Here is a 13,686-nt window from a genome sequence, read left to right on the forward strand (position 1 = left end):
AAACAAAACACTAGATAAACAATCTTAGTTTACTTATTAATAATTTATAAAATTTAATTTTTAATTATTAAAGTTAGGAAGTTTTTTATTATCATTATCTATTTTAGATCTAAAAGCAAAATCATCAAAAACAACATTTTTATTAACTTTTCATTTACTTAAATCTTGATCAAAACTAGATGCATTAAAAAACATTTTACTCATATTGTTTACATTTAATACATTTCAATTGGAAATATTTTGATTAAATGAAGTTGCTCTAAAAAACATATTACTCATATCAGTCACATTAGACACATCTCATTTTGAAATGTCTTGATTAAACATACTAGCACCTAAAAACATTGATCTCATATTAGTTACATTTTTAGTATTTCACACTAGTTTTTGATTATTATTATTAAAATTTTTAGCATCAACAAACATTGAATCCATATTGATTGCATTATTAGTTTTTCAACTACTTAGATTCTGATTAAATTGTTCAGCTTCGTTAAATATTGAATTAAATTTAATTACATTAGAAGTATTTCAATTTGAAATATCTTGATTAAAGTTTTTAGCCTTTTCAAACATTTCACTCATATTTTTAATATTATCTGTTTTTCAATTTTCTATACCTTTAATTTTTGAATTTATATTTTGTTGGAATGCTAATTTTAATGAAGTGATTTCTTTAGGTAAATGATCTGGTACTTGATTTGTTTCAGGTTTAATTTTTTCTATTTGAATTTCAAAATCTCTAGTTAGAAAATATCCAATTTTTATTAACTGATTTTTGTTATAAACTGGATTAATTCCATAACCTCAAAACTTAGATAAATCTTCTTTTGTATTTTCAATATTTTGTTTTAGTTGATAATTTATTTTTTCTTGATTTAAAATTTGATTTTCTTTAATTTGAATGTCATTTAAAAGTACTTTGACTTGTTGATTATTTTTAAATTTATTCAATTGGATTTTTGTTTTAAAGTATTGATTTTTAATAGGTAAGTTTATTTTACTTGCTTTATATCTATAACCATTAGCTTTATCATATAACCTAGTAAAAGGTTCAAACTTATAACTTATTTTTTCTATATTTTTTAATTCTTGTAATTGAGATTCTAAACTATTATTTTCTTTTTGTAAATTAGTAATTTTTAAATCAACTTCATTTAGTTCATCTTTGATTTTTGTACTTAACATTTCTAGAGTTTGTGTATCAAGTTGATAACAAGAAATAACTAAACTAGTTAAAGTAATTACTAATAGTGAATTTAAAAATATTAATATTTTTTTCATACAAATTAATTCTCAATACTATTTTAAAAAAATCTCATTATAGAAAATAAAAAGTTCAAATAAATTTATTTGAACTTTAATAAAAATTATATTAAATTATTTTATTTCATTTTAGATTTAGCTGATGTTGGAGTTGATGCAGGAGTAGAAGTTGGAGTTGGAGTGGATGAACTTGAATCTTTAAATTTAGGTAATTTTGAAGATTGACTTTCTATTTTTGAGCCAGTTGCAAAACTACTGTGTTTTACTTTTTCTTTAACCTTTCATTCACTTAGATTTTGATCAAAACTAGAGGCTTTATTAAACATAAAGTTCATTTCATCTACATTAGAAACATCTCATTTTGAAATGTCTTGATTAAACATTTTTGCTTCAGAAAACATATAATTCATTTTTTTTACACTATTAGTTTTTCATTTTGAAATATCTTGATTAAACTCTCCAGTTTTTCTAAACATTGATGTCATGTCTTCAACTTTTGAAGTGTTTCAAGACGAAATGTTTCCATTAAACATTTTTGCACCAGAAAACATTGATTTCATTGTTTGAACATGAGAGGTATCTCACTTGTCTAAATTAGAATTAAATTTTTCTGCTCCATCAAACATTTGTTCCATATTATAAACATGAGAAGTTTGTCATGAACTTAGATCTTGATTAAATACTTTTGCTCTAGCAAACATTTTTCTAGCAAATGCTAAATTATATGGTTTTCATTTTCCTAAATTTTGATTAAATTTAGCATTATCAGCAAACATTGAATTAGCATCTCTTAAAATTTTTACATCTCAATTTGAAATATCGTGATTAAAGTTTTTAGCACCATCAAATAAGAAACTCATTTGACAAACTCTAGAAACATCTCATTTTTCAATACCACCAACATTTGTAGATGTGATTTGATTAAATACTTTACTTAAACTATTAACTTCTCTTGGTAAAAGTGCACTTATTTTAGAAATATTTGTTGGCATTTCAAATGCTTGTACGTAATTAATATTTATTCCGTTAGGTTTTAAATAATTATCACCTTCATCATCATAATAGCCCATTTGAATAACTTCATCAATGTCACTTATTTCTTGTTTTTGTCTTTTTTTAGATGGATCTTTTCAAACCATTTTTTCTCATTCGTCTTTATTTTTTTCAACAATCTTTCCGTCTTTTGTTTTATATTTTATTGATTGTTGACCATATTTAACAGATCCAACTTCTAATTCAATAACCTCTTTATTTACTAAAACTTTAACTTTTTGATTTAATTTATTATTTTCATCTTTAGTTAATTTTTCAACAGTCTTTTCATACAAACTACCATTTAAATCAATAGAATCACTAACTTGTTTTGGTAATTTTTCTTTAAGCATTTCAACAATTAAGCTAGTATTTTTAGCACTATCTAATTTGTTTTTAAATTCTTTATTTCATAAATCAATAACAGCTTGTTTGTTATTGATAATAACTTCTGATTTAACAGGATTATTATTTGTATTATTACATGCTACTACTAAAAAACCAGTAGTACTAATCATTGCTAATGAGCTAAATAATGTTAATATTTTTTTCATCTTTATAGCCTTTTATAAATTATTTTTCTTATTACTAAATATGTATTAAGTTGATTTTTAATACCACTTTTATTATAGTAAATTAATAATTTTGAGATAAAAATCTAACAAAACTAAAAAATAAATAAAAAAAGATAGAAATTTTGGTTGATCATTTCTATCTTGATTTACTTATTAATAATTTATAAATTTCATCAATTTTATTTAATTTTTCTTCATATCCAACTAAATTTTTTTCAATTCTTGCTATTCTTTTAATGAGATCTATATCATTTAAGTTATCTTTAACTAGTTTTCAATTCTTTTTAGCATATTGTTCTAGTTCATTTTCAACTTTTTGCTTATCAGCACTAAGTTTTGTTAGTTTTTGATTAACTAAATCTAATTGTTCATTTAAACTAGCAATCTGATTTTCTAAAACAACATAATCTTTAATAATTTCATCTAAAAAGTCGTTTACTTCTTCAATTTTATAACCTTTATAAGCTATGTTAAATTTCTTATTTTGAATCTGGTTAACTAATAACTTTTTCATATATGACTCCTTTTTGATAATTATTATAACATCTTTTTCTAATACTATAATAAGGAGGAAATATGCACCCATTAAAAAATAAAGGTCAATATTTAGAAACAATTTTAAACATTACTAATCAAAAATATCTAGATGAAAATTTATGTGTAGTTAGTAAAATTCCAACAAATATTAATCTAATTAATATCAATAATAAAGTCATTACAAACGCTACTTTTAAAGATAATTTTAATTGTGATTATATTGGAGTTTATAATGGTTTATATTTTGAATTTGATGCTAAAGAAACATCAAAAGATGAGTTTAATTTTAATGCTATTAGAAAAAATCAACAACAAAAACTTAATTTAGTTAGTAAAAATAAAGGATTAGCATTTATTATTTTGTATTTTTCAAAATACGATGATTTTTATATTATTTCTTATAATAAACTAATAGAATATATTAAAAATAATAAAAAAACAATTCCTAGAAGTTGAATAACTAAAAATTGTCAAGAATTATTTTTAACAAATAAATTAAAACTAGATTATCTTAAACACTTTAATCATTTAATCAATCAAATAAAATAAGTTGATTTGAATTTAAATATTTTTCAATTTCTTTTAATAAAAAATTAAAATCAGAAATTTTTTTCTTATTAGTAATTTGTAATAACTGTTCTTCTTTAATATTTGTTTGTAAAAGCTTAATAATTTTTAGTTTTTCATCTTTAGTTAAAACAAATAATAAATTCTTTTCAAAATTAATAAAAAATTGATTATATTGCTTTATTAAAAAAGAATCATTAACAAGTAGAGTAATTTTTTTAAACAAATTAGAAAAATCAATAAAATCTGTTTTAATTTCAATTAAATCTTTTTCAGCTAATAATTCTAATTCATTTTCAATTTCAACACTAGATAAATTTAAATAATTAGCTAATAAATTAGGAGTTGTCATTTTTCTAGTTTGATCGTTTAAATACATTATCATTAAAATAATTAAAGCTTGATTATCAGTTAAATTTAGTTTTTTATAATATTCTAATAATAACTTTTTTTTAGAAACAATTCCTTTTTCTAATAATTCAAAAATCATAAAATTTTCCTTTATAAATGTTAATAAAAAGGTTGCTAAGCAACCTTTTTATAATTATTACATTAATGATTCTTTAAGTTGTTTAGCTGGTTTAAATCTCGCTGATCTAGAATCTGGAATAATTATTTTTTCACCAGTTGATGGGTTAACTCCTTCTCTAGATGATCTTTCAGAAATAACAAATTTTCCAAATCCTGCAACTGATACTTCTTTTCCTTCAATTAAATGTTTTGAAATTGTTTGAAAGATTCTATTAACAACTTTTTCAGCATCAACTTTAGAAATATTCTCATTAATAATGATTTCTTCAATTAATTCTTTTTTAGTCATATTAAATTACTTCTCTTTTCTACTTTTCAACTTAAACCAGTCAAACACCTTTAAATGAATGGTTTAAAAGCGCTATTGGTCTAATATTATTATATAAAATTCTATATAGTGTGTTAATAAATTCATTATGAATTTCATATTTATCACATAGTAGATAAGCAATTCTAACAACTTGAATTTGATCTATTGTTAAATTATTTTTTTCAAGTGCTTTTGTAATATTTTTTAACTTAACAATATCAATTCCTAACAAAAAATATTTATTATTTTTATCTAAAATATTTTCTATTAAAGTAGCTAAAGTAGCAAAATTAAAAAAAGTTTCTAATTTAGCATTATAGTTTTTAGCTATTTGATAAATTAAATTAATAACAATAGTAATTAATGAAGCTTTAGTATTACTTTCAGCACCAAGACCTTCTAAAATACCTAGTGAAAGATTAATTAAATCTTTAAAATAAACTACTAATTCACTTGTAATCAAATCATTATTTCAATAACATAAAAAATATTCATTTGAAAATATTTTAACTAACTGTTTGCAAATACTTAAGTTTTTTGAAATGATCATAGCTGTTGTTGGTTTTTTTAAAATAATTTGACTAGGATTATTTGGTCCATATAAACAAACAAATTCTTTTAATAAGTTAGTTTTACTAAATTGATTAATAATTAAATTTGATAATAAATCTAAATTATTCTCATCAAAACCTTTAATAGTACTAATTAAAATAATTTCATTTTTTAAATACTTTTTAATTTGATTAATAGTTGAAAGTAGTTGTTTATTTAAACTAGTTAAAATTAAAATTTCAACATTTTCTAAACTAGCAACTAAATCAGTTGTAGCAACAATTTTATTATTAATTTTTAATTGAGTTGAAATATTATAACTATGATTAAAATTAATATTATTAACATCTAATTCATTTCCAGAATAAATAATTACATTATGATGATTATCAGCTAGAATATTAGCTAAAGCAATACTATAAGCATTAGATCCAATAATAGTGATATTTTTTTTCATATTATTTTCTTTCTCTAAAAATTAAATTAATAGGAATGCTATCAAATCCAAAACTAAATCTAATTTGATTTTCTAAAAACCTTTTATATGAAAAGTGTAAATAATTTGGGTGATTACAAAATAAAACAAATGTTGGAATGTAAGCTTGAACTTGACTAGCATAATAAATTTTTAATCTATTTCCGTTAAATTCAGGAGCTGGATTAATTAGTTGAGCTTTATTTAAAACCTCATTTAACACATACGTTTTAACTTTAACTGATAAACTTTGTTTAATATCTGCAACTAAATCTAAAATTTTAGTAACTCTAGTTTTATCAGGTGCTGAAATAAAAATAATTTTTGCATAAGAAATATATTTAAAATATGCTCTAATTTCTTCTTCTTTTTTTAGAATTTGTTCTTGTTTATTTTTAACTAGATCTCATTTATTTACAACAATAATTACAGGTTTTTTTTCATCATAAATTAATCCACCAATATTAGTATCTTGATCTGTTATTGGTTTTGTTGCATCAATCATTAATAAAACAATATCACTATTAGTAATTGCAGATAATGATCTTAAATAACTATATTTTTCAACAGTTTGACCTAGTTTAGATTTTTTTCTAATTCCTGCTGTATCAATTACTGTATATTTATTTTTATTATAAGAAAAACTAATATCAACAGCATCTAAAGTAGTTCCTTCAATTTCACTAACTATCATTCTGTTTTCATTAACTAAAGAATTTACTAAACTTGATTTACCAACATTTGGTCTTCCAATAATTGCTATTTTAGTTGAATCATCTTTTAAATCTGCATCATTTTTAGAAATATAAGAAATCACTTTATCTAATAGATCACCAATCCCAATTCCATGAGTTGAAGAAATAAAATATAAATCACTAAATCCTAAATTCATAAATTCATAGTTATGATCATCAATAGTTTTTTTATCATATTTATTAATTGCTAAAATTACTGGTTTTTTAGATTTGTGTAAAATTTTAGCAATCATTTTGTCATCTTTATCTAATCTATTTAAAAAATCAACAACAAAAATAATAACATCAGCTTGTTCAATAGCAATTTGAGTTTGTATTTGAATTTCATTTGAAAACAATTGTTGATCAATACTAATTCCACCAGTATCAACTAAAATAAATTCTCTAGTTAATCATTCAGCATTACTATAAATTCTATCTCTTGTAACTCCTGGTTTATTATCAACTATAGATTTTTTTTCTTTAATAATTCTATTAAATAAACTTGATTTACCAACATTTGGCTTTCCAACAATTGCTACAATTTTCTTTTTCATTATTTTTGACTTTCTAATTGATGAACTTTATTAACTACAATATCTACAACTTGATCTATAGTTAAATAAGAATTATCTATATATCAAGCATCACTTACTAAAACTAAAGGTCCTATTTTTCTTGTTTTATCAACTTGATCTCTTTTAATTAAATCTTGATAAATTTGTTTAAATGATTTACCTAAAATTTTGTTTTCTACATTTTGTTCAAATCTTCTTTTTGCTCTGATTTCAATATCACAATCTAAATAAATTTTTAAATCTGCATTAGGTAAAACTACACTTGTAATATCTCTACCAACTAGTATATAACCTTTATTTTTAACCATTTGTTGTTGAGCTTTTACCATATAATTTCTAATTTGTGGAATTATTGTAATTTTATTAATTACATTTAAAATTTCACTACTTATTAGTTTGTTAGTAACATTTATATTATTTACAAATATTTGTTCATCACTAATTTTATAATCAAAACTATCTAATAATTTGATAATTTGATCTTGATTATTAATATCAATATTTTTAAATAAACAATATCAAGTAAAAGCTCGATACATTAATCCAGTATCAACAAACTGATAATTTAAAATTCTAGCTACTTTTCTAAAAATTACAGATTTTCCACTACTACTAGTACCATCAACAGCTATAATCAGTTTTTCCATACTATCTCCTATAATACAATAAATAATAATAAAGAAAAAATCATCACACTAATAAAAATAGAAATTCAAATTAAAAATCAATTCTTTTTAATTTGATACATTTGTTTTTTTCTTTCTAATTCTGCAATTTTTTTTAAATTTTCTTTTTTAGTTTTTTTAATTAAATCAGTAATTTGTACTTGCTTGATTTCATTAATTTCTTTTATAGAATTTAAATCATTTTGATTAATAATAAGTTTAGTTAAATTAGTAAAATCATTATTTATAACATCAAGTTTTTCAAACTTTTCACTAGTTGCTTTTTTATATGAATTAATATCTTTAGTCATTTTTAATAAATTGCTAAAATGAAATTTTTGCTCATCTAAAACTATAAAATCTGAATATTTTTTTAAATCAACTAATTCATTAGTACTTATTTTTTTTAATAAACTAATTTGTTTGTGAATATTATCTAAAAGTTCTTGATTAATAGTTTGGTTAATTCTAGTTTTTGCTAAATAAAAACCACCTTTATCAAATTCATCATAAATATTGTTAAAAACTTTATTAAAATATTTATTATCTAATTTATTTAAAACATTTAAGCTATTATTAATAAATTTACTATAATCACCTAAGTTTTTAGCTTTTTTAATTTGTTGATTAACTAAGTCAATTTCTTTACTAAATAATTGATTTCTAGAAGTATAATCTTTACTCATAAAACACCTATTACTAACTTATATTTTATAATAAACCTATTTAAACATAAAAAAATGCCTAGGCATTTTTATTTGTATCTATGATTAATTGGTCTCATTTTTCATTCAACTAGAATAAATAATAATAAAGCAATACCATATCTTAAGATATTTCACCCAAAAATAGCTATTATAATAAAAGTATTAATATTTGTAAAACTTAGCATATGTTCATCATGAATGTGATTATGATCATGACCAGCATGATAAAAACTAATTTGATTTGATAACAAGTGATTAGAATTTATATTTGAATCTATATATAAAGCTAAAATAAATCCTAGAGTGGAAACAAAAGAAACTAAAACAATCATAATTGGTAGTGGGGTTCATCTTTTAAATCTAGCAACATTTTTATTTGTATCATGATGAATTGGTGAGTTATTAAAAATCACATTAAATACAAGAAAAACAATTCAAACAATAAAAACATTTGTTATAGCTTCAATTGGAGGTTGTATTCAACCATGTTCCATACCATGAATAAAGTTATGTAAAATTGGAGCTAAAAATCCTAATAAACTAGCAAAGATCGGACCTAAAGTAGCTATTGAAATACAAACAACTAAAATATCTAAAAATCTAGATTGAATTCACACTTGATCACTTACAGGAATTTTGATTGACTCTAATAATATATCAATTGCACTAACTGAAGCAGTTAAAGCTAAAAAAATTCCAGTTAAAACAATTTTAAATAGCAATTTTTTTCTACTAAATAAAAAAACAGTTCTTAATTCAAAATTATAATTTTGAATATCATCGTGATTTCCAAATTTATCAAAATGATGTTTTCCATGATAATGATCTATTTTTTTATGATCTTTACTATCAAGTTCTTTGTGCATATCTAAATCATTATCAACATTACATACTACATCATTTAATTGTTCTTTTAATGATTCGTTCTTCTTCATATAAGCCTTTCTCCTTTCTTTTTTATATATATTATTATATCAATAATATCTTATTTATAAAATTTATAAATAAATAAAGTCCCTATTATTTAAAAAATATTTATTATAAAATAAATAATAAATAATCAAAAAAGCGAGGTTTTAATATGAAAAATAATGTAATTAGTATGGTAGTTGAAATACCAAAAGGTTCATCTAACAAATATGAAGTTGATGAAAAAACAAAAAGAATTAAACTAGATCGTGTTTTATATGGAGCTAACTTTTATCCAGGTGAATATGGAATGATTGAAAACACACTAGATTGAGATGGAGATCCACTAGATGTAATTTCACTATGTACATACCCAACATTACCAGGAGTTGAAGTTAATGTTAGAATTTTAGGTTCAATTAAAATGGTTGATGCTGGAGAAGTTGATACTAAATTATTTGGAGTGTTTAATGATGATCCAAGATTTAAAGAATATCAAACACTAAATGACGTACCAAAACACTACAGAGATGAAATTGAAAACTTTTTCTTACAATATAAAGCTTTACAAAATAAAGTAGTTAAAATTAATGGTTGAGGAACTTTAGATGAAGCTTTAGAAGAACTTGAAGAATGCAAGTCAAGATTTGAAGAATATAAAGACCGTTTAGCTAAAGGACAAAAAGATCAAATATTAGCTGAGTGAAAAGAAAAAGGATTAGGTCAAGCTTAAAATAATAACATTTTAATATAGATTACTTTTTTAACTAAGTAATCTTTTTTTATTAAAAATTATAAAAAAAATACTCCTTAAAGGAGTATTTGCTATTATATTAAAATTATCTCTTAACTTGATCATCAATATTATCAATTTGTTTATTAATGAAGACATTCATATTATCTAATTCACTTATTCTCTTATTCAAACCAATGATTTGATTATTTTTTTCAATTAGAGAATCTTTAATTTGATTTAGTTTTTCTTCAAGTGATTGATTATTTCAATCTACAAACTTAAGATCATTTTTTGCTAGTAAATTAACAAATTCTTCATTATTAATTTTTGAAAGTTCATATTCATAATAATTAAGTTTTAAACTTTTTTCTAAATTATCTTTTAAATATGTTTCAACACCATTATAAATAGCATTTAAAATTTCACTAATTTTTTCAATAACAAATTTTGTTTTTAGTCCAGATTGTAAGTTTGCAACATTCTTGTATCCATCTAAATATTCAATATTTGGTGTATCAACTTGTTGAACATCACCATTTTGATCTTCATTTAATTCACTTGTATTTAATTCAGCTTCTTTAAATCTTTTAGATCTTTTATCATAATAAGCTAAATAATAAGTTGTTGACTTAGTTTCTTGATATGAATTTGAATTACTTGAAGATTCAACATAATACTTAGTAAGTTTTTTTAATTGATTATTAAAAATGTTTTGTAGTTCATTAACATTATCTTGAGCATCTGAAACAATTGCTTTTACTTTTTTTAGAGTTTCAGTAACTTTTTTTTCTAATAAAGGATTCATTTAATTAACCTCCTTTTAAATTAAATTCTTTAGTTATTTTTAAAATTAGTTCTTTATTTTATTTTTGATTTTCTGGTTGTTTAGGTTCAGTTGATCCATCTGGTTTAGTCTTATCTTTTTCACCATCTAGTTTAGTCTTATCTTTTTCACCATCTGGTTTAGTGCTATCTTGGTTGCCATTTTGATCATCTAGTTTACCTATTATTGTAACAGCACCAAGAGTATAGTAAGTAAAGCCTTCTGCTACTTTAAGTTTAAAATTTAATAAATCTGTTAAAAGTCCAAATTATAAATGAGTATTACGTCTTCCCTCAGTTACAATACCCTTAGGAAAAGTTATATGTAATTTACTTTGCTCATAGTCACTTTGATAACTTTCATTTTTATAATAAATTTCTTGTTCATATCGATGTTGTTGTTCTTGATCTTGAAAAACTTTAAAATTTTTAATTCCTAACATATTAGAAATCAAGTATTCTTCTTTAACTTTTTTAACATCAGCATTAAAATCTAAGCTATAAAAACTAGTTCAATCATCTACTCTATTATTTTCAGTTTGACTTAAATATTTTTCTCATTCATCTCAAATATTAAAATCACTATTTTCACTATCTTTTAAACTGCTTGGTTTACCTGTCATATTAAACAATAGTCTTTTTAGTGGATAGCTAGGTTCTGAACTTTTATAGTCTGGGTGTGCCTTTTGAATTCCATAAAACTTATGGAATTGATCTAGCATTACTTCAATTCCTTTATAATATGCATCAAATACAGCAGACTTTTTATAACCTTCACTTGTTAAATTTTCTAAATTTTCAAAATTCAACTCTTTATCTTTTTTATCAAGTTCTACAAAATAACTAAACGAAATATTACCTAAATCATGTACATATCCATTTTCTAGTTTTAACTGTAAGCCTTTTAGATCAAAACTTTCAATAGAAGTAGATGATTTAAATAAATTTTTTAAAACATTATCTTTTTCTAATTTATTATTAAACTCATCTAGTTTATCTTCATCAACAAATCCACTAGCAATATTAGCTAATGTTTGTTTAAACTTAGTTTTATAATTAGCCATTTTTTCTACTCAAGGGTTAATCAAGTCTTTGGCTAATTTCTCATCTCCTGTTTTAGTGTTAAGCAAGTTTATTTCTTGCCCATTCTTTACTTCACCAAAATATAAATGCAACAAGTCATATGAACCTTTTTCTAAAGTACCAGTTTTTTTACCTTTAGCATTATAGTAACTTATTTCTAATGGACCAATATTAAGTTCTGTATTATTTTTTTCAACATCAGTTTTTTGATTCTGATCTTTAAATGAAAGTAATAAATTTTTAACTACTTTATTTTCACTATTTTTAATAAAATGTCTAGAAATTTCTTCTTTAACATCTTCAGCTAGACTTTCATTGTATTTAGATATTACACTCTTGTAATTATTAGTTGCAGTTGTCAACAAGTCTTGAGCAGTTAATACTTGATTTTCACCTAAAAATTTTTTTAATCTTTCAAAATCAACTTTTAATAAATTGTTACTATCTAATAATAAAAGATCAACTCAAGATTTTTTAATATCATTTACTAACTTAATAACAGCTTCTTCACTAGAAATATTAATTACAAAATCATCTGAAATAGTTTCAGTTTTTATTTGGTCAGCACTATCTTTATATTTATATTGAAAATCTAAACCTACTTGAATAGTTGAATCAAATGAATCTTTTTCTTCAAAAAACTTCATTTTTGAATCTGTTAATCTAAATTTGATTCCTTTAATTCATTTATTATTATTAAAGCCACCTAATATAGTTCGATATTTGTCAACACCTAAACTTAATATTTTTTCTTTAAACTTGTTAACAGCAGAATTAACATCTAAAACAGTTCTTAAAGTTTTTTCAAACTCATTTTTTCTTTCTTGAACAAGATTTTCATAGAAACTATAATATCCATCACTATCTCTTTTTAGACTTTTTTCATTGTCAAGTTTATAAAGACTTTCTCTTGAAAAGAAATTTTTATCATCTGAATCTTTTGATAAAAATGCTGTTCTAGAAATAATAAAAGGTCTTACTGTTCCATTATAAACATTTCTTACTTCATTATTAAATTTTTGAATTAACTCATTTTTTTGCTTATTATTAGAGTTATTATTTTGATTACTACTATTATTTTGATTTGATGTTTTATCATCTGATGTTTTTTCACATGCAACAACTGGAGCTGCAGCTAGTGCTGAAAAACCAACAACTGTTAATACTTTTAGTAGCTTTTTCATTGTTATCCTTTCTTTTTAAACCTTTTTAATTAATCGATATTTTAATTAAACTGTTTTTTATAACCTATTAATTTATGTTTTTTGACAAATTATTCTCTAATAATTTTTTAAATGCAATTTCAGCTTCTATGAATTAAGTTTCGATTATTTTTCACCATCTGGTTTAGTCTTATCTTGATTATTATCAGATTTACTATTATCTGTATCTTGATCAGAACTTGTATCTGATGTTTTTTCACATGCAACAACTGAACTAGTTACTACTGTTGAAAGACCAACAAGCGATAACAACTTCAACAGACCTTTCATTGTATTCCTTTCTATGATTTTTTAAAAAAAATTCTTTTAAAAATTCTTTTTTTTAAATTTATAAAAAGTTATTAAAAAACACCCAGTATTATTGTTACTGAGTGCTACATTGAA

At 22.0% G+C, this 13,686-nt stretch carries 15 protein-coding genes; 2 read left to right on the forward strand and 13 right to left on the reverse strand.

Annotated features, from left to right (window positions below; translation table 4 throughout):
• Positions 1–60: 60 nt before the first annotated feature.
• The 3 genes from MSB_RS02805 to MSB_RS02815 form a co-directional block, all read right to left on the reverse strand.
• A complete protein-coding gene (locus tag MSB_RS02805; RefSeq protein ID WP_013447852.1) occupies positions 61–1,284 on the reverse strand; it encodes a BspA family leucine-rich repeat surface protein in 1,224 nt (407 codons plus the stop codon).
• A 101-nt stretch (positions 1,285–1,385) separates the two neighbouring features.
• The gene (locus tag MSB_RS02810; RefSeq protein WP_013447853.1) at positions 1,386–2,852 is read right to left on the reverse strand and encodes a BspA family leucine-rich repeat surface protein; all 1,467 of its coding nucleotides are present in this window, start codon (positions 2,850–2,852) and stop codon (positions 1,386–1,388) included.
• 157 nt (positions 2,853–3,009) lie between these two features.
• On the reverse strand, positions 3,010–3,387 hold the full coding sequence (locus tag MSB_RS02815) for a DivIVA domain-containing protein (RefSeq protein WP_013447854.1): 378 nt from the start codon (positions 3,385–3,387) through the stop codon (positions 3,010–3,012).
• Between the two features lie 62 nt (positions 3,388–3,449).
• Between MSB_RS02815 and MSB_RS02820 the strand changes: the two genes are divergently transcribed.
• A complete protein-coding gene (locus MSB_RS02820) occupies positions 3,450–3,959 on the forward strand; it encodes a Holliday junction resolvase RecU (protein WP_013447855.1) in 510 nt (169 codons plus the stop codon).
• On the opposite strand, the gene MSB_RS02825 is transcribed toward MSB_RS02820, so the two are convergent.
• The 7 genes from MSB_RS02825 to MSB_RS02855 all read right to left on the reverse strand — a co-directional run bounded on the left by MSB_RS02825 (position 3,931) and on the right by MSB_RS02855 (position 9,464).
• Positions 3,931–4,467 (reverse strand): DnaD family protein, encoded by a 537-nt coding sequence (locus MSB_RS02825; protein ID WP_011166599.1) that lies wholly within the window; start codon positions 4,465–4,467, stop codon positions 3,931–3,933. The two genes, MSB_RS02820 and MSB_RS02825, sit on opposite strands and share 29 nt — an antisense overlap.
• A gap of 57 nt (positions 4,468–4,524) precedes the next feature.
• Entirely contained in the window at positions 4,525–4,797 is a 273-nt protein-coding gene (locus MSB_RS02830; protein ID WP_013447856.1) for an HU family DNA-binding protein, read from the reverse strand.
• Between the two features lie 31 nt (positions 4,798–4,828).
• A complete protein-coding gene (locus MSB_RS02835; RefSeq protein WP_013447857.1) occupies positions 4,829–5,827 on the reverse strand; it encodes a glycerol-3-phosphate dehydrogenase in 999 nt (332 codons plus the stop codon).
• A gap of 1 nt (position 5,828) precedes the next feature.
• A complete protein-coding gene (der, locus tag MSB_RS02840; protein WP_013447858.1) occupies positions 5,829–7,136 on the reverse strand; it encodes a ribosome biogenesis GTPase Der in 1,308 nt (435 codons plus the stop codon).
• On the reverse strand, positions 7,136–7,804 hold the full coding sequence (gene cmk / locus MSB_RS02845) for a (d)CMP kinase (RefSeq protein ID WP_013447859.1): 669 nt from the start codon (positions 7,802–7,804) through the stop codon (positions 7,136–7,138). The genes der and cmk overlap by 1 nt, the downstream gene beginning before the upstream one ends.
• Positions 7,805–7,812: 8 nt before the next feature.
• The gene (locus MSB_RS02850; RefSeq protein ID WP_011166594.1) at positions 7,813–8,508 is read right to left on the reverse strand and encodes a hypothetical protein; all 696 of its coding nucleotides are present in this window, start codon (positions 8,506–8,508) and stop codon (positions 7,813–7,815) included.
• A 68-nt stretch (positions 8,509–8,576) separates the two neighbouring features.
• A complete protein-coding gene (locus tag MSB_RS02855) occupies positions 8,577–9,464 on the reverse strand; it encodes an ECF transporter S component (RefSeq protein ID WP_013447860.1) in 888 nt (295 codons plus the stop codon).
• Between the two features lie 146 nt (positions 9,465–9,610).
• On the opposite strand from MSB_RS02855, the gene MSB_RS02860 reads away from it, so the two are divergent.
• Positions 9,611–10,171: an inorganic diphosphatase gene (locus tag MSB_RS02860; RefSeq protein WP_011166592.1), complete on the forward strand. Its 561-nt coding sequence runs from the start codon at positions 9,611–9,613 to the stop codon at positions 10,169–10,171.
• A 106-nt stretch (positions 10,172–10,277) separates the two neighbouring features.
• On the opposite strand, the gene MSB_RS02865 is transcribed toward MSB_RS02860, so the two are convergent.
• The 3 genes from MSB_RS02865 to MSB_RS04975 all read right to left on the reverse strand — a co-directional run bounded on the left by MSB_RS02865 (position 10,278) and on the right by MSB_RS04975 (position 13,572).
• On the reverse strand, positions 10,278–10,979 hold the full coding sequence (locus MSB_RS02865; protein WP_013447861.1) for a hypothetical protein: 702 nt from the start codon (positions 10,977–10,979) through the stop codon (positions 10,278–10,280).
• A gap of 286 nt (positions 10,980–11,265) precedes the next feature.
• Entirely contained in the window at positions 11,266–13,263 is a 1,998-nt protein-coding gene (locus MSB_RS02870; protein ID WP_013447862.1) for a hypothetical protein, read from the reverse strand.
• 144 nt (positions 13,264–13,407) lie between these two features.
• The gene (locus MSB_RS04975) at positions 13,408–13,572 is read right to left on the reverse strand and encodes a hypothetical protein (RefSeq protein ID WP_041362247.1); all 165 of its coding nucleotides are present in this window, start codon (positions 13,570–13,572) and stop codon (positions 13,408–13,410) included.
• Between the last annotated feature and the right edge of the window lie 114 nt (positions 13,573–13,686).

Source organism: Mycoplasma leachii PG50 (assembly GCF_000183365.1).
In the GTDB taxonomy this organism is placed as follows: Bacteria; Bacillota_I; Bacilli_A; order Mycoplasmatales; family Mycoplasmataceae; genus Mycoplasma; species Mycoplasma leachii.